This is a genomic window from Streptomyces sp. NPDC002536 (assembly GCF_053594995.1).
In genome coordinates this window covers 25,666-42,581 of the sequence record NZ_JBSFWU010000066.1, presented here as the reverse complement: position 1 = coordinate 42,581, position 16,916 = coordinate 25,666, and the positions used below count along the sequence as shown (strand labels likewise).

General features: G+C 71.0%; 16 protein-coding genes. 12 read left to right on the top strand and 4 right to left on the bottom strand.

Translation table 11 applies throughout. The annotated features are described in order from the left end of the window. The 5 genes from ACWD4B_RS23190 to ACWD4B_RS23170 all read left to right on the top strand — a co-directional run. A partial coding sequence (locus ACWD4B_RS23190; protein ID WP_451422524.1) for a HoxN/HupN/NixA family nickel/cobalt transporter occupies window positions 1-267 on the top strand: 267 nt, incomplete at its 5' end. Between the two features lie 115 nt (window positions 268-382). Then, complete coding sequence (locus ACWD4B_RS23185) at window positions 383-1,159, top strand: cation diffusion facilitator family transporter (protein WP_451422523.1); 777 nt, start codon at window positions 383-385, stop codon at window positions 1,157-1,159. Between the two features lie 364 nt (window positions 1,160-1,523). Further along, entirely contained in the window at window positions 1,524-1,694 is a 171-nt protein-coding gene (gene rpmF, locus ACWD4B_RS23180) for a 50S ribosomal protein L32 (protein ID WP_451422522.1), read from the top strand. 6 nt (window positions 1,695-1,700) lie between these two features. Continuing rightward, the gene (locus ACWD4B_RS23175; RefSeq protein WP_451422521.1) at window positions 1,701-2,876 is read left to right on the top strand and encodes a GTP-binding protein; all 1,176 of its coding nucleotides are present in this window, start codon (window positions 1,701-1,703) and stop codon (window positions 2,874-2,876) included. A gap of 516 nt (window positions 2,877-3,392) precedes the next feature. Beyond that, window positions 3,393-3,692: a hypothetical protein gene (locus ACWD4B_RS23170; protein WP_451422520.1), complete on the top strand. Its 300-nt coding sequence runs from the start codon at window positions 3,393-3,395 to the stop codon at window positions 3,690-3,692. On the opposite strand, the gene ACWD4B_RS23165 is transcribed toward ACWD4B_RS23170, so the two are convergent. Further along, window positions 3,635-4,186: a Fur family transcriptional regulator gene (locus ACWD4B_RS23165; protein ID WP_451422529.1), complete on the bottom strand. Its 552-nt coding sequence runs from the start codon at window positions 4,184-4,186 to the stop codon at window positions 3,635-3,637. The genes ACWD4B_RS23170 and ACWD4B_RS23165 overlap by 58 nt on opposite strands. Before the next feature lie 362 nt (window positions 4,187-4,548). On the opposite strand from ACWD4B_RS23165, the gene ACWD4B_RS23160 reads away from it, so the two are divergent. The 7 genes from ACWD4B_RS23160 to ACWD4B_RS23130 are packed head-to-tail and all read left to right on the top strand — an operon-like array spanning window position 4,549 to window position 13,178. Continuing rightward, entirely contained in the window at window positions 4,549-6,366 is a 1,818-nt protein-coding gene (locus ACWD4B_RS23160; protein WP_451422519.1) for an amino acid adenylation domain-containing protein, read from the top strand. A 46-nt stretch (window positions 6,367-6,412) separates the two neighbouring features. Then, complete coding sequence (locus tag ACWD4B_RS23155; RefSeq protein ID WP_451422518.1) at window positions 6,413-7,366, top strand: chlorinating enzyme; 954 nt, start codon at window positions 6,413-6,415, stop codon at window positions 7,364-7,366. Further along, window positions 7,366-8,556 (top strand): alpha/beta fold hydrolase, encoded by a 1,191-nt coding sequence (locus ACWD4B_RS23150; protein ID WP_451422517.1) that lies wholly within the window; start codon window positions 7,366-7,368, stop codon window positions 8,554-8,556. Before ACWD4B_RS23155 ends, ACWD4B_RS23150 begins: the two co-directional genes overlap by 1 nt. Next, window positions 8,553-9,971: an FkbM family methyltransferase gene (locus tag ACWD4B_RS23145; RefSeq protein WP_451422516.1), complete on the top strand. Its 1,419-nt coding sequence runs from the start codon at window positions 8,553-8,555 to the stop codon at window positions 9,969-9,971. The genes ACWD4B_RS23150 and ACWD4B_RS23145 overlap by 4 nt, the downstream gene beginning before the upstream one ends. Beyond that, complete coding sequence (locus ACWD4B_RS23140) at window positions 9,968-11,200, top strand: benzoate/H(+) symporter BenE family transporter (RefSeq protein ID WP_451422515.1); 1,233 nt, start codon at window positions 9,968-9,970, stop codon at window positions 11,198-11,200. The genes ACWD4B_RS23145 and ACWD4B_RS23140 overlap by 4 nt, the downstream gene beginning before the upstream one ends. Next, window positions 11,197-11,991 (top strand): thioesterase II family protein, encoded by a 795-nt coding sequence (locus ACWD4B_RS23135; protein ID WP_451422514.1) that lies wholly within the window; start codon window positions 11,197-11,199, stop codon window positions 11,989-11,991. Before ACWD4B_RS23140 ends, ACWD4B_RS23135 begins: the two co-directional genes overlap by 4 nt. Then, window positions 11,988-13,178, top strand: coding sequence for an acyl-CoA dehydrogenase family protein (locus tag ACWD4B_RS23130; protein ID WP_451422513.1), 1,191 nt, complete (start codon window positions 11,988-11,990; stop codon window positions 13,176-13,178). Before ACWD4B_RS23135 ends, ACWD4B_RS23130 begins: the two co-directional genes overlap by 4 nt. Window positions 13,179-13,704: 526 nt before the next feature. On the opposite strand, the gene ACWD4B_RS23125 is transcribed toward ACWD4B_RS23130, so the two are convergent. From ACWD4B_RS23125 to mobA, 3 genes are all read right to left on the bottom strand, one after another. Next, window positions 13,705-14,136 carry a hypothetical protein gene (locus tag ACWD4B_RS23125; RefSeq protein ID WP_451422512.1) on the bottom strand — a complete coding sequence of 144 codons (432 nt, stop codon included), beginning with the start codon at window positions 14,134-14,136 and terminating at the stop codon, window positions 13,705-13,707. Between the two features lie 363 nt (window positions 14,137-14,499). Next, window positions 14,500-15,804 (bottom strand): bifunctional folylpolyglutamate synthase/dihydrofolate synthase, encoded by a 1,305-nt coding sequence (locus tag ACWD4B_RS23120; RefSeq protein ID WP_451422528.1) that lies wholly within the window; start codon window positions 15,802-15,804, stop codon window positions 14,500-14,502. 60 nt (window positions 15,805-15,864) lie between these two features. Next, on the bottom strand, window positions 15,865-16,545 hold the full coding sequence (gene mobA, locus ACWD4B_RS23115; RefSeq protein WP_451422511.1) for a molybdenum cofactor guanylyltransferase: 681 nt from the start codon (window positions 16,543-16,545) through the stop codon (window positions 15,865-15,867). Window positions 16,546-16,916 lie beyond the last annotated feature (371 nt).

Genomic DNA, 16,916 nt, shown 5'->3' with positions numbered 1-16,916 from the left:
GTCCGCAAGGTCTACTACAACCTCACCATCACCGGACTGTCGATCGCCGTCGCCTTCCTCATCGGCACCATCGAACTCGTCGGCGTCCTGCACGACCAGCTCTCACTCAACGACCCGGTCACCGACTGGATCTCCGGCATCGACCTCAACAACGTCGGCTTCATCATCGTCGGGCTCTTCGTCGCCGTATGGGCCTGCGCCCTGGGCTACTGGCGCCTGGCCAAGGTCGAACACCGGTGGAGGCACCAGCCTCCGACATCAACATGATCCGAGGCACGCCGCCCGGCGGCACAGGGCCCCGACCGGATTCCGGTCGGAGCCCTCGTCGTGCAACGGCGCGGCGTTCGCAAGGCGAGCGGGCCGCTCCTGTATGACGGCTCGGGTGAAGTGGAACAGCGGGCACTGCGTTCCGGAAGCCGACCGGCCCGGTGACGACGGGCAGGGTGCAGGCAGTCACGGGCATGGGGTCTGTGCCACTGCCGACCGACGGTGGCTGACCGCCGCCCTCACCGTGATCGTCGGTTTCATGGCCGGCGAGGTCGTCGTCGGCAAGGCCGCGCATTCCCTGGCATTGCTGTCGGACGCCGCCCACATGCTGACCGACGCCGCAGCTCTGATCCTGGCTCTGGTGGCGATGCGGTGGTCCACGCATCGGGCCGGGAGCCGATACGCCCACGAGATCAAGCGGGCAGAGGCGCTTGCGGCACTGACCAACGGACTGACGCTCCTGCTGCTCGCCTTCTGGCTGACCGTCGAAGCCGTGGGCCATCTGGTGAACCCTCCGCGGGTCACCGGCGGGCTGGTGGTACTCACCGCACTCGTCGACATCCCGGTCGGCCTGACGGCCGCCTGGTGCTTGTCCAAGGCCAACCGGTCGAGTCTGAACGTCCAAGGGGCCTACCTGCACATCCTCAGCGATCTGGTCGGCGCCCTCGCGAACGCCATGGCCGGTGCCGTGGTACTGGCCACGGGCTTCCTCCGAGCCGACGCCCTGGCCTCCCTGATTGTCGTCGCGGTCATGCTGCGCTCCGGAACGGGCCTGGTCCGCGCCGCCGGGCGCCATCTGTCGGCAGGGCTCGCCGACACCCGTGCGGGCGCGTTCGGTACGGCTTTGCCCCGACGGCCCGGCGTCACAGAGGTTCACGACCCCCAGCACTGACACACGCCCGGTCCACGCCCGGCTCACCAAAGCGGGCAGGCGCCCGGTCTTCTCTCGTAGGGCGCACCCCACCTGGGGCTGGGACAGCCTATTCCCGTCGACCTTCCAGGCAACGGAAAACGTGGCAAGTTACCCCGCCGTACCGGTTTCTCGGCCGCCCGGTTGACCCGCCGGGCATGCCCCCAACTCCGCTCCGCCCTCGCCGCCTCCGCCCGCGTGCGAGCAAATGGACCATGTGCAGGCGGACGTCGAGTTGCTCGCGCGGCTCCACGGCCACCCAGAGGGCCTCTACCCTCCCCATTAGAAATGGTTTCCGTTTTCATGTAGCGTGGCGGCACGCACCGACGACGGAGGTCCCGTTCCCATGGCAGTGCCCAAGCGGAAGATGTCCCGCTCCAATACCCGCCACCGCCGCGCCCAGTGGAAGGCGAGCACGCCCCAGCTGGTGCCGGTCACCGTCGACGGCTCCGTGTACCGGGTGCCGCAGCGGCTGGTGAAGGCGTACGAACGCGGGCTGCTGCACCCGGAGGGCTGACGCGCCATGGCTGATCAACGACTGCCGGTGACGGTCCTCTCCGGCTTCCTCGGCGCGGGCAAGACAACCCTGCTCAATCACGTCCTCGCCAATCGCGACGGACTGCGCGTCGCCGTGATCGTCAACGACATGAGCGAGATCAACATCGACGCCGCGCTGGTGCGGGGCGGAGAGGGCGCGCTGTCGCGGACCGAGGAACGCCTGGTCGAGATGACCAACGGCTGCATCTGCTGCACCCTGCGGGACGATCTCCTCGAAGAAGTGGACCGGCTGGCCCGCGAAGGCCGCTTCGACTACCTCCTCATCGAGTCGAGCGGGATCTCCGAACCCATGCCCGTCGCCGCCACCTTCGCCTTCCCCCGGGACGACGGCGCCACCCTCGGCGACCTTGCCCGGCTCGACACCATGGTCACCGTCGTCGACGCCGCGAACTTCCTCCCCGAGCTCGCGGGCGGCGACGGGCTGGCGGAGCGCGGCCTCGACCAGTACGAGGACGACGAGCGGACGGTGAGCGATCTCCTCATGGACCAGGTCGAGTTCGCCGACGTCATCGTCCTCAACAAGCTCGACCTGGTGGACGCGGCCGACGCCGACCGCCTGCGGGCGGCCCTCGCCCGCCTCAATCCGGCCGCCCGCATCGTGGCTGCCGAGCATGGCCGGGTGGACCCGTCGGCGATCCTCGGCACCGGCCTCTTCGACCTGGAACGCGCCCAGCAGGCGCCCGGCTGGGTCAGGGAGCTCAACGGCGACCACACCCCCGAGACCGAGGAGTACGGCATCTCCTCGACGGTCTTCCGCGCAGACCGGGCCTTCCACCCCGAGCGGCTGTGGACGTTCATCACCGAGGAGCTCGACTCAGGGGCCTACGGCCACGTGCTGCGCTCCAAGGGGTTCTTCTGGCTGGCCGGGCGGGACCGGGTGACCGGGCTCTGGTCGCAGGCCGGTGCCGTGGCCCGGTTCGAACCCGCAGGCGTCCGCGAGCACGGTGGGCAAGGCCAGGAACTCGCCTTCATCGGCACTGCGTTGCGCCCGGCGGCACTGCATCAGGCCCTGTCCGCCTGCCTCGTCAGGGCCGGCGAGACGGGCGCGTCATGGGCCGACCCCTTCCCCGCCTGGGACGTCCACGGTCCGGACGGCGCCGCATGCGAGTACGACCATGGGCTGGAGGCAGCCCGGGCATGAGGCCCGGACGCCGGCCGTCCCGCCGGGGTTGGCCCGACGGGACGGCACTCGGCGAACGACGCCGGTATCTGTCGTGTTGTGGCCCCGCAGCACAGCGGGCGGTGCTCGTCAACCGCCGCACTGGCACGGGCCGCCGGACTGGCATCCGCAGTTGCATCCCGGACCGCAGGTGCAGCCGGTGCTGCACGTCGGAGACGGCGTATGAACGGTCATGGGCAGCTCTCCCTTCTCACTGGTGCGGCCTTCCAGTCGATCGAACACCCGTTCGGTTCATGGCCGCAAGAGGGCGGACCCGGGTGGTGACCGCGAGAATCGAGAAACTGCCTCTCCCGCCCTCTTCGCATCCGCGAGTACGAGGGGACGGTGGCTGCTTGATGCCTGAGTCGTCTTCTGCGCAATAGCGTGTTTCCAGCCGACCTCTGTCGACTTCCGTGAATCCCGAGCGCGGTTAACACTGGAAGGGCAAGCTCTCCCGTCGGAACAGTCCGATCATGCAGGGAGAAGGAAGGCTTTGCCATGCTGACCAGCACGCACGCCTCTCACACGAGCCACACCCACCAGCACGGCGCAGAGTGCGGACACGTCGCCGTACCGCACCGCGACCACGTCGACTATGTCCACGACGGGCATCTGCACCGGATACACGAGGACCACACCGACGAGTGTGAGCCCGCCGGCCACACCGTTCACCAGGACCATGCCCACCAGCACGGTGCGGGGTGTGGCCACGTCGCCGTGCCGCACGGCGACCACGTGGACTACATCCACGACGGGCACCGGCACGCCCACCACGACGGGCACTGGGACGACCACTGATCTTCAGGTTGTCTCTGCCTTTCCGTCTTCCGGCCACAGTCCGGACAAACGCCTGAAAGCTCGACGGCGTGCCGGACGTTGGCGAACGTCGAGGTCCAGGCGATCCGGTCCGCCCTTCTCTCCACAGGGCCGGATTCGACGGACAAGCTGAGCCCGCACTCTGTGCAGATCAGGTAGTGGCGATGGTCGGGGCCGGGACGGTGACGGAAGAGCCGCTCGCCGTCGGTATCGCGGACAATGTCCGCACGGCCGGCCCCGGCCAGCGCGGTAAGCGTGCGGTAGACGGTACAGAGAAAACGCTCGCCACGCTCGGCCCCCGGTGCACGCGCGAGCGGCTGTGCGGTGCCCGAGAAGTCGACAAACTCGCTGTACGCGAAGAAGCTCACGGCTGCGAAATCGGCGCGGCCCTGCTGACAGTGGTCACCGCCGCGACAGCCAGTGGCCGCTGCCGGCTGCTCGACTGCGCACGGGCAACAGGCGCCATCCGCTTCCATCGTCGCCTCGACCGGCACCAGGTCACCTGGCCTGCACCCGAAGGGAGGGGCGAGCACGAAGCGGCGCGGGCGACCTCAAGTCCGCTGCCATTACCGGAACTTGTACCGAAAGCACTGGACTCGCCGTGTGGGGAGGATTACCCCATCGCAGCTCTTGCGTGGGCGGTACCGACCCGATGAAGATGTCCGAATCGGGGGTCCGCGGTGCGCGCCCGGAACGTGAGCGGTAGACGAAGCCCGATTCACGGTGCGCCCGTCCGAAAACCATCGGCACTTTGGCGCGTATCCGCCCCCTGCAGGTCCACGGCGCCGTTTATCGCTCCGTCAAGCAGGATGGATTCAGAGTGGAGTCAGTGGAGTTAGTGGAGTCAGCAGATGCGGGGCAACACACGCTCATCGATCTGCTCGAAGCAGTCGTCGCCCGCTTCCCCGACCGGGTGGCGGTGACGGCCGACGACCGGGAACTCACCTACAAGGAGCTCGACTGCCAGGCCGCCGCGGTCGCCCGGCGCCTGCGGGACTCGGGAGCCGGAACCGGTTCCCTGGTCGGCCTGATGGCCCCGAGCACCAGCAGGCTCGTGGTCGGCCTGCTCGGCATCCTCAAGTCCGGTGCCGCCTACGTTCCCGTGGACCCCGGCTACCCCGAGGAGCGGATCGCCTGGACCTTCAAGGACAGCAACGTCACCCATCTCGTCACCACGCCCGAACTGGCCGAGCAATTGGGTGACATGGGCGTCGACGTCGTCGTACTCGACGACTCGTACGCCGAGCCGGAGCCGGCCGGGGCGGGTGCGGGAGATCTGGCCTACGTCATCTACACGTCCGGGTCCACCGGCCGGCCCAAGGGCGTCCAGGTGGAGCACCGCAACGTCGTGCGGCTCTTCGACGTCACACGGGACTGGTTCGGCTTCGACGAGAACGACGTCTGGACGCTGTTCCACTCCGTGGCCTTCGACTTCTCCGTCTGGGAGTTCTGGGGCGCGCTGCTGTTCGGCGGACGGCTCGTCGTCGTCCCGCAGGAGACCGCCCGTTCGCCGCGGGCCTTCCACGAACTGCTGCGCGATCAGAGGGTGACGGTCCTCAGTCAGACGCCGTCGGCGTTCGCCCGGCTGGCCGCAGCCGATGCGCAGGCCGAGCAGCCGCTGACCGGTCTGCGTGTCGTGGTGTTCGGCGGCGAGCGGCTCGAACCCGCCGGTCTGCGCGGCTGGTTCGCGCGTCACGGCGACGAACACCCGCGTCTGGTCAACATGTACGGTCTCACCGAGGCCACGGTGCACGCCTCGTACCGGCCGGTCACCGCCGCCGACATCGCCGTATCCGGCACCAGTCCGATCGGCGTACCGCTGCCGGACCTCGCCTTCCACGTGCTCGACGAGACCGGCCGGGCGGCCGCCGACGGCGCCCCGGGAGAGCTGTACCTGTCCGGAGCGGGGCTGGCCCGCGGGTATCTGGGCCGTCCCGAACTGGACAGAGAACGCTTCCTCGAACTGCCCGGCCCCGACGGCTCGGTACGGCGCTGCTACCGCACCGGGGACCGCGTGGTCGCGCTCCCCGACGGCGGCTACGGCTACCTCGGCCGCACCGACGACCAGATGAAGATCCGCGGCTACCGGGTCGAGCCCGGCGAGATCGAGGCCGTCCTTCTCGCGGAGGCCGAGGTCTCCGCCGCGGTGGCCACGGCCCGCGGCTACGGCGAGGGTGACGTCCGCGTCCTCGCGTACGTCGCCTCCGGCATCCCGGCGGACGTCCTCGCGCCCCGGCTCGGCGAGCGCGCCGCGGCCTCCCTGCCCCCGCACATGCGCCCCTCGGCCTACGTCGTGCTGCCCGAGCTGCCGCTGAACCGCAACGGCAAGGTCGACAAGAGCCGGCTGCCGGAGCCGACGGCCGAGGTGGCCTTCGCCCCGGTCGCCGTCGACACGGACGAGGCCGCCGGACTCACCGGCACAGAAGGGCGGATCGTGCAGATCTGGCAGTCCGTCCTGGATCTGCCGGAGGTCGGCCGGGACGCCGACTTCTTCGACCTCGGCGGCACCTCGCTCTCCCTGCTGCGCATGTTCGCCCGGACCAACGAGGAGTTCGGCACGGATCTCGACGTCACCGTGCTGATCGACGGCGCCACGGTGGCCACCCTGGCCCGTCACGTCGACTCCGCGCTGTCCGCCGCGGCGCCCCGCCCGTGACCCGGGCACGTCGGCCTGCCGCACCGAATCCATCCCGGAGGGACGTATGAGCGCACAACCCGACTTCTCCCTGAGCCCCGAGGACCTCGCCGCCTTCCACCGCAACGGCTACGCGGGCCCCTTCACGCTGTACGAACCGGACGAGATAAAGAAGGCCTGGGGACGCACCCGGCTGGAGCTCCTCGACCGCAGCGCGGCCGTCTACAGCGAGGACGCGGCCGTGTCCGGGGCGACGAACATCTCCAACTACGACCGCCACCTCGATCACCCGTTCCTTGCCGACCACATCACCCGACCGGAGATCGTGCACCGGGTCGCCTCCGTCCTCGGTCCCGATGTGCTGTGCTGGCGCACCGAGTTCTTCCCCAAGTACCCGGGCGACGAAGGCACCGACTGGCACCAGGCGGACACGTTCGCCAATGCCTCCGGCACGCCGCAGATCCAGTGGCCCGGCGGCTCGGACTTCGGCGGCACCATCACGGTGTGGTGCGCCTTCACCGAGGCGAGCATCGAGATGGGCTGTCTGCAGTTCATCCCCGGCACGCACCGCACCATGCACTACGACGAGACCAAGCGCATGCACTACGCGCCGGAGCGGAACACCAGCGTCGACAAGGACGGCATCCGGCGCGGCTTCTTCGGCTACGACTACCGGGAACTGCAGATCGACCCCGACTGGAAGCCCGACGAGTCCCGGGCCGTCTCCATGGAGTTGCGGGCGGGGCAGTTCATCATGTTCTGGTCCACTCTGATGCACGCTTCCCATCCGCACGAGGGCCGCACCCGGGACATGCGCATGGGTTTCGTCGGCCGTTACGTGCCCACCGCGGTGGAGGTCTATCCCGGCACCGCCGCGATCGACGAGTACGGCGGCCGGGTCAGCCTCGACCGGTACGGCGCGGTACTGGTGAGCGGCACGGACGGGTACGGCCACAACCGGCTGGCAGATCGCACCACCCGGGACCACCCCTTCGTCACCCGGCCGCCGGCGGGAGTGTGATGCGGACAGCATCCGAGTCGGTCACCGTGCGCGGCGGCGGTTCGTCGGCCGAGCTCGCCCGCGCCGTGCTGGACACGGCGTCGATCATCCGTGCCGTGCCGGAGCGGATGCGGGTGGCGCCCGTCGCGCCGCTCGGCGCAGGGCAGTTGCCGTGCGTGCAGGAGCTGCTCGACCGGGTCACCGTCGCCCTGGGCCTGCCCGGGGTGACGGTGGTGGGCGATCCGGACCTGCTGACCGCGGTGGAACTCGCGGTCAGCAGGCGGCTTGCGCTGGACGCACCCGGCGCGGTGGCCGACGGGGAGCTGAAACGGGCGGCGGAGTCGGCTCTCGCCGCCTTTCCGGGGCCGGCCGTGGTGGTGCCCGCCCGGGACGGCACGCCGCTCAGGTGCTGGGCGGCCGGCCCCGAGGGCGCGCCGGCCGTCGCCGTCGTCAGTGCCTGCGGCATGCCCGTCGGTCTCGCGGTGAAGTGGCTGGCCGCCCTGTCGTCGGAGTACCGCGTCGTGACCTGGGAGAGCCGCGGTCTGTTCGCGCCGGACGACGGGACCGGGCTCGGTGAGCCGGGCGGCCACACGCTCGGGGCCCAGAGCGAGGACGTGCTGGCCGTCCTCGACGGATTCGGCATCCCTCACGCCCACGCGCTCGGGCTCTGCGGAGGAGCGGTGATCGCTCTCGCGGCCGCCGCCAGGTCGGACCGGATCACCTCCCTGAGCCTGTGGCACGGCGACTTCGAACTCGGCGGCGAGGCCCCGAAGACGGCCCACCAGCGCGACGTCGAGTCGCTGCTGGCCATGGTCGCCCGAGGGCGCCCCCAGGCGGCCGCCATGCACCGGCTGCTGAGCCGGCCCGGCACCCTGGCAGGCCTGCGCCCGGACATCGCCCACTATCTCGTCCACCCCTACGCCACGCCGGAACTGCTGCACCGTTACGGCCTGTTGAACGGGGCCATCATGTCCGCCGACTGCCGTCGGCTGCTCGACGCCCCCCAGCCGGCCCTCGTCGTCACCAGTGACCGGGACACCACGGCCCACCCCGCCGGCTCGGCGTACGTCGCCCGGCACCTGCCCCGGGCCGACCTGCGCGTCCTGCCCGACGGCAACCATCTCACCGCCTTCGGCGCAGGTGCCGAACTGGTCTCGCTGGCAAGGAACTTCCTGCGCACCGCGACCGTCTCCCACGGGAAGGGCACATGAACGAGATCGCCGACAGCACCCGGCACGAGCAGCTGGCCGCGGTGCTCAGGGAACATCCCGCGGTGGCCGACGCGGTCGTCACCGACGGCCCCGACGGCCGGGGCGGGCACGCCCGGCTCCTGGCCGACCCCGTCGCCGCCCGGGTGCTGCACCGGTCCGCCGCCCTGGAGGCGGCGGGCCGGCTCGGCGGCCTCGGCTGGCACGAACCCGCGGGTGAGATACGGGTGGCCGGTCTCAACCGCAGCGAGACCGAATTCCTCCATCGCGAGATCTTCACCGGCAACGCCTACTTCCGGCACGGCATCACCCTGCCGGCCGGCGCCGTCGTGGTGGACGTCGGGGCGAACATCGGGATGTTCACGCTGCGCGTCGCCCTGCACAGCCCCGGCGCCCGGATCATCGCCGTCGAACCGGTCGCCGAACTCGCCGACGCCGTCGCGCTCAACGCCGAGCTGCACGAGGTGGACGCCACCGTGCTGCGCACCGCACTGGGCCGTGCCGAGGGCGAGACGTCCTTCACCTTCTACCCGAACAACAGCGTCATGTCGGGCCGGTTCGCGGACGCCGACGAGGACCTCGACGTGCTCAAGGGCTATCTGCTGACCGGGGAGAACTCACGTCAGGGCGAGCATCTGGACCGGCTGGCGGCCGACCGGATGTCCGCACGGCCCCGCCGGGTTCCCCTGACCACCCTCACCGCCGTCGTCCACGAGCACGGTCTCGCCCGCATCGACCTGCTGAAGATCGACGTGGAGAAGGCCGAGGCCGAGGTCCTCGACGGGATCGACGAGGGCGTGTGGCCGCGCATCGACCGGATCGTGGTGGAGGTGCACGACCTCGACGGGCGCCTCGCGGCCGTGCTCGCGCAGCTGCGTGCCCGCGGCTTCGTGGTCACCGCCGAGCAGGATCCCCGGCTGGCGCGCACCCCCTGCCACAACGTCTACGCCCGGCGCCCCCGGGCCGTCACCGCGCCCGCGCCCCTCGCCGCACCCGAGGGCGGTCCGACCCTGCGCCGGCTGGAGGAGGAACTGCGCGAACTGACCGCACGGCGCCTGCCGTCGGCGGTACCGCCCCGCCGCTACACCCTCGCTGCCGACCTCACCGTCGCCGCCGGCCTCACTCGCACCGACGGCCACGGGCCCGCCGGGGAGCAGGATGCCCCCGCCTCCCCGCGGGTCGCCGTACTCACCCGCATCTGGGGGGAGCTGTTCGGCCCGGACGCCGTCCGGCCGGACGCGGACTTCTTCGATCTCGGCGGCGATTCCCTGACCGCCGTGCGCCTGATGGCGACCCTGGAGAGCGAACTCGGCGAGGACGCCCTCAGCCCCGACCTGATCTTCACGGACAGCACCTTCGGTGCGCTGGCCGCCGCCGTCGAGGCGAGCGGTGAACCCGAAAGGACAGTACGTACATGAGTTCCGCACACCTCCGGCTGCGGCAGGCGGCGCCCCCGTCCGCCGTCGCGGCCGGACTGATCGCCGTCGTGGTGGGCATCACCAGCTCGGCGGCGATCGTCTTCTCGGCGGCCAGGGCCGCCGGCGCCACCGAGGGCCAGCTCACCTCCTGGATGCTGGCCCTCGGCGTCGGCATGGGCGTGACCTGCATCGGCCTGTCCCTGCGGTACCGGGTGCCCGTGGTCACCGCCTGGTCGACGCCGGGTGCGGCGCTGATGGCGACGAGCCTGCACGGCGCGACCATGGCGCAGGCCGTCGGCGCCTTCCTGCTCTCCGCGGCGCTCATCACCGTGTGCGGGGTGACGGGCTGGTTCGAGCGGGGCATGGGACGCATTCCCGTGCCCCTGGCGGCCGGCCTGCTCGCGGGCGTGCTCGTCGAGTTCGGCACCCGCCTGTTCGGCAGCATGCACGGCGACTTCGCCGTGGTCTTCCCGATGTTCGCGGTCTACCTGCTGTCCCGCCGCTGGCTGCCCCGCTATGCGGTCATCGCGGCGCTGGCCGCGGGACTCGTCGCCGCGGGCGCCGCGGGCTCGCTGCACCTGGGCGGGGTGCGATTGGCCGTCGCCGCGCCGGTGTTCACCGCACCGGACTTCTCGTGGCGGGTGTTGGTCAGCGTGGGCCTGCCGCTGTTCGTGGTGACCATGGCCTCGCAGAACCTGCCCGGGGTGGCGGTGCTGCGCAACGACGGCTACTCCCTTCCGGTGTCCCCGCTGATCGGCTGGACCGGCGGCGTCAACCTGCTGCTCGCGCCGTTCGGCTGCTTCGGCCTGAACCTCGCCGCCATCACCGCCGCCATCTGCACCGGCCGCGAGGCCCACGAGGATCCCCGCCGGCGCTACCTGGCGGCCGTCTGGGCCGGCGTCTTCTACCTGTGCGTGGGCATCTTCGGCGGGGCCGTGGGCTCCCTGCTCACCGCTCTGCCCCCGGCCCTGGTCGCGGGTATCGCCGGGCTGGGCCTGCTGGGCACCATCGGCGGCTCCCTCAGCAGCGCTCTCGGCGACGAGCGGTGGCGCGAGTCCGCCGTGGTCACCTTCCTCGCCACCGCCTCCGGGGTGACCCTGCTGGGTATCGGCTCGGCCTTCTGGGGCCTGCTCGCCGGCCTGTGCACCGCCCTCGTGACGCACCGCCGCCGGCAGCCCGCCCCGCCCGTCTCGCAGCAGTCGCCCGGCCGGAGCCGGATACGAACGTGACGGCCGGGACACGCCCCGCGGGCCCTGCGGAGTCCGGACGCTGGTTCCACCGCCCGCTGCCCCGCCCCGGCGCCCGTCTCAGACTGGTCTGCGCCCCCTACGCCGGGGCCGGGGCCGGGGTGTACCGGCCGTGGGCCGAACGGCTCCCCGCCGACACCGAGTTGGTCGCCGTCCGGCTGCCGGGGCGCGAGAACCGGCTGCGGGAGCGGCCCGCGCAGGACTGGCCGTCGCTGGCCCGGGACTTCGCCGCCGCGCTCGAGGACCAAGTGGCCTCCCCCTACCTGCTGTTCGGGCACAGCATGGGCGCGATGCTGGTCTACGAGACCGTCGTACGGTCCCTCGCCCGGCCGCCCGAGCGGGTCCTGCTGTCCGGATGCCGCGCGCCGCACGTGCCGCGCGCGCTGCCGGCCATCCACGAGCTGCCGCCGGAGCGGTTCCACGCGGAGCTGGGCAGGCTGGCCGGTACACCCGCGGACGTCCTCTCCGACCCCCGCCTGATGGCCGTGCTCGACCCGATGCTCCGCGCGGACATCCGGCTCGCCGAGACCTGGGCCCATCCGGCACCGGACCCGCTGCCCGTGCCCGTCACCGTGTTCTGGGGCGCGGACGACGACGTCGCCCCGCCGGCCGCGGTGGGCGCCTGGCGGGCCCTGGCACCGCGCGGATTCCGTGGCCACCGCATCGACGGCGGCCACTTCTTCCTGCACGAGCACGCCCGGGACCTGCTCGGGCTGCTCCACGACGAGATCGCGCTGTGCCCGGCGGAGCGACGAAGGAGCAACGGATCGTGAAATCACCTTATTTCGACGACGGCCACGCCGCCTTCCGCGAGGAGGTCCGCGCCTTCCTGGCCGCCGAGGTGACGCCGTACGCCGCCGACTGGGAGGAACGGGACACCGTTCCCGCCCCCGTGTGGAAGCTCTTCGGCGAGCGCGGCTACCTGGGGCTGCTGCACCCGCGTACCGTCGGCGGCGGCGAACGCGACCTGTTCACCTCCGTCGTCTTCCTGGAGGAACTCGGCCGCACCGGATTCGGCGGGCTGCGGGCCGCCGTCTCCGTCCACGCCTACATGGCCACCCCCTACCTCGCCCGGGTCGGCGGCCACGACCTGTGCGGGGAGTACCTGGCGCCCGCCGTCCGGGGCGAACGCCTGGCGGCCCTGGCGATCACCGAACCGGGCGCCGGAGCCGACCTGTCGGGCCTCGGCACCACGGCCGTCCGGGACGGCGGCCACTTCGTCGTCGACGGCACCAAGTCGATGGTCAGCAACGGCATGACCGCCGACTTCCTCGTCACGGCAGTGCGCACCGGCACCGCCGTGGCCGGCCCCCGGGGCGCAACCGGGCTGTCCCTGCTGGTGATCGACACCACCCTGCCCGGCGTCACCCGTACCCCGCAGCGCACTCTCGGCTGGCGCTCGGCCGGCACGGCCACCGTCACCCTCGACGCGGTACGGGTCCCCGCCGACCGGCTCGTCGGCCGACTCGACAACGGCTTCTACTACCTCATGAGAGGACTCCAACTGGAACGTCTCGTCGCCGCCACCCTGGCGCTCGGCGGCATGGACCGCGGTCTGGACGAGCTGCGCGGCTTCCTGCGCGCCCGCGAAGTCACCGGCGAGGCCCTCGCCCACAAGCAGGCACTCGTGCACCGCGTCGCCGACCTGGCCACCGAACTGACGGCCGCACGGCACCTCGTGCACCACACCGCGTGGCTGTACGAGCAGGGCGAACTGCCCGCCCTGGAGTGCTCCATGGCCAAGCTGCACACCACCGAGCTGGCCTGCCGGCTGGCCGACACCGCACTCCAACTGCAGGGATCGCACGGCTATCTGGAGACCTCCTTCGCAGCCCGCGCCCAACGCGACGCCCGCGCCGCCACCATCGCCGCCGGCCCCAGCGAGGTGATGCGCGACCTCATCGGTCGCGCCGTCCTCAACCAGCCTGCCGAGCGGGACGCCCGCGCCGGGACGATCTGACGGACGACCGGACGGCGTCCTCTGTAAAGACCCTGGCCACCTGACACGGCAACAGGTGGTCGCGTTGCGGGGGTTCGTGGCGCGGTACCTCATCATGACGGCCGGCACGGGGGCCGGAACCCCTTGACCCCCGAGGGGTCCTGGCCTTCCGTTCGCCCCCGTCGGGCCGTGTCCGGTGCTGCCGCCACGAGGTCTGTGGTGAGCGGGAGAATGCGCGTCGGCTGTCGAGGCATTCGCCCGCGCAGCTGCAGACCATGACGCGGCTGCCGCCCGGATCGGCGCACTGTCCCGACGTGTGCGCGGCCGGGCCATGCTCCGTGCCGTGCCCATGTCCGGACCAGCCGCATCTGCGCACGGCTGTCGTCCCCTTGTGGTCAAACTGTGGTGCGTCCAGGAGGTCGGTGACGAAGCGGCGGAGGACCCCGTGCCTGACCGGGGTGACGCCATGCATGAGTTGGACGCCGTAGGCAAGGGCGACGCCGGCCGGGGCCGCGACGGTCCAGTGGGTCTGTGGTACGGCTTCCCCTCAGGTCGGGGTACGGCCAGGGCCTGGTGCGGGGACGTGTGGGTGGAGGAGCCTGCGGGCCAGGCGGGTGCCGGGAGTGTAGCCGTCGTCCTCGCCGAGTTCGGTGCCGGTCCAGATGTCGGGGCTGGAGGTGGTGGCGATGTAGAAGTCACCGCCCTCGTCGGCGAGAGTGAGGCCCAGGCACAGGCGTCCGATGCGGCGCGGGGCAACACCGGGTTCGGACAGGCCGTCAAGGTGTACGGGAACGCTGTCGCCCGGCCGGAGTTCGACGTAGGTCCACGACCCGGCGGCGGTGACGGACGGCATGACGGGGCGGATGGCCGGCAGGGCGCGTTCCGCGGCCTCGTGCAGGACCACTTGCGTGGCCTGAGGGGCCGGTTCGTACCGGGTCAGGGCCGGAGTTGTCGTCCCGCTGGGCGGCTCATTGTCCATGATCTTGCTGAGCTGGGCGATCTCCTCCGGGGTAAGGAATCCTTCGACGGTGTGGAGGGCGGGGCCGTTTCGGCGCGGGGAAGGGATTACCGGGCACACATTCCCCAGCCCTGGATATACCGACTGCCCGACGTTGCGGCCCCCGGGCCGCTCCTCGCACCCCCCGACACCGGCGAACGGCCGGAGTGAGAGCCCCTGAGCGACGGTCCTCTGCGCGGCCCCACCCCGAGATGGCCTGGCCCTCGCACGCCGCCTACGACCCCGCCCTCCCGGAACCCCTGCAACGCCAGGCCTGTGGGCGGACACTGTGGGTTCCCCGCTGATGGACAGGCGTCGATGGAGGTACGGACACGGCACAAGCGGTCAGCCAGGCGGGAGACCGAACAGATCGCGGACGCGGCCGACCAGGAGGTGGGTTCCCAGAACCGCGACGAGGCCGCCGTTCCCCACGAGTTCGGTGGCGTAGCGGACAGCGTCGGCGGTCTCCTCCCGTACGTACAGTTCTTGCCGTGGCGCCAGGGCGGTGCGCAACCCGGCCGGGGATGTTTCCCTGGGGTGGCCGACCCGGGTCAGTACCACCGGCCAGTCAGCAGGCAGCGGTTCCAGCAGGGTTGCCGCCTTCTTGTACCAGAGGGCGCCGAAGACCAGGGCAGTGCGCTCAACGGCGCCGGCGTGTCGCAGGAACTCCGGGGCCACGGCGGCCACACCTTGATGGTTGTCGGCGGAATCGAGGAGCAGGCGTCCGGTCCAGGAGCCGAGGCGGGCCGGCGCCAGCAGTTCGAGGCGGCCGGGCCAGCGGGTCGCGGCCAGACCGCTGCGCAGGGCGTCCTCCGGGACAGCGGGGATCGATCCCCGTTCGGCCAGCGCGTCGATGCCCGCCACGGCGAGAGCCAGATTGCGATGCTGGTGCTCCCCGCGGAGCGGACAAGTCAGGTCTCTGTGAACGGTGTTCGGGGTGGCCACTTCCAGCATGGTGCTCCCGTCGCGGGCCGTGCGTGGCCGACAGTGGATTTCCTGGTGGAGGCGCCAGACGGTCAACCCCGTGCGATGGCAGAGGACGTCTTCCACAGCGTTCGCTGCCTCCTCGGGCAGATCGCCGAGCACGACATGGTCGCCGTCGCGGACAATGCCTGCCTTGTTCCTTGCGATCTCGCCCAGGGTGTTTCCCAGTAGATGCTCGTGGTCCAGTCCCACTCCGGTGATGACCTTCACTCCGGGATTGAAGCAGTTGACGGCGGCGCGCTGACCGCCGATGTTCGCCTCAAGGATGGCCAAGTCCACTCCGGCGATGGCGAAATGAACCGCCGCCGCGGCCGCGTGCAGCGCTCCCGCATTGACCGCAAGGCCCGTACGCCTCAGGGCGTCGTCGACCTTTTCGAAGGCGCGACGACATTCGGCCGGCGAAACGGGCACCCCGTTGACGCGGATGCGCTCGGTGACGTGCTGCAGGTGCGGGCTGGGCATACTGCCTGCCCGCAGCCCGGCCGCAGCCAACGACGATACGGCGAACGCGCAGGTCGACCCCTTCCCGTTGGTGCCGACGACGGTCATGCCCCGCAGGTCACGCCCCGGGTCGCCGAGAACTTCGAGAAGCCGGGGCATCATTCCGGCACCCGCCCCGTTGAACTGGTACCGCCCGATGATCTCCTGACAGGCCAGGGCTTCCATCGAGGTCAACCGTGCCACCTCACAACCGGATCGGTGTACCGAGAATTTCGCAGGGCGATGTCACCCGGCGTTCAGATTCAGCCGGTCCCGGGCCAGAGCCACCGCTTCCCAGGTGTCGCAGTCGAAAGAAACTCCGCCGACATCAGGGATATGTTGCAGGGCAAGAGCGTTGGTCAGCAGACGGATCGGCAGGCCCGTCAACGCCCCGTGCCGGGCCAGGGTCAGCTTGAGCCCCTGCCGCACCGCCTCGGTCCGGTATGCGGCGAACAGTGGATTGTCCCGGCCTTGTGTCTCCAGCATGACCGCGCCCTCGACGCCGGAACCGGCCGTCTGAAGCAGCAGTTCCGTGACCAGCTCCTGTCGTACGAAGGGGAGATCCGCCGCAAGGACCACCACGAAGGGAGCCCGTACCCATCGCACTCCCTCAGCCAGCGCCGCGAGCGGCCCGGCGTGCACCGGCTGTTCCCGTACATGGAGTACCGGACGGACGGTGGCCCGGCGAGGGCCCACCACAATCGTCCTCCCCGCCCCGGCACATGCCTGAATCGCCCGGTCGAGCAACGACACACCGCCGACGGACACCATCGGCTTGTCCGCTCCGCCCAAGCGCCGGGCCTTCCCTCCCGCCAGCACCACCGCGTCGTAGCACTCGCACACTTCGCCTGCGGCCCCTTCATCGGCGCTGTTGCCGGAAGAGTTCCTTGTCGACCGGCCGTCAAAACGCATATCCACCCGTTCCACCCCGCCTCTGAGTAATCCGGATTCCCGGCGGACCTTGCGCGGCCCATGCGCGGACCACCGGTAACGCTCTGAGGCGTGAGCCCCCTCTCCGCCTGCTCATTCCACACTGCCCGTTCGGCGGGCCTTACAACACGTTCCGGGACGCCCTGCGTTGCGGCACGGTCCGTCCCGTGCGGTCCCCGGCAGCGGACATGGGCCGACGGTGAAACGCGAGGCCGGTCATGGCGGCAGAGAACGGTAAGGACTCCCCCACTGCCGTTCGGCTGCCCGTCCATCGACGCCCGGCCGAACGGCAAGCAGGTCACCACCGCGCTTCACGACGTTGAGCCTGCGGCGCAGGTCAGCGGGTGCTGGCCCGGCGAGCTGGGAGG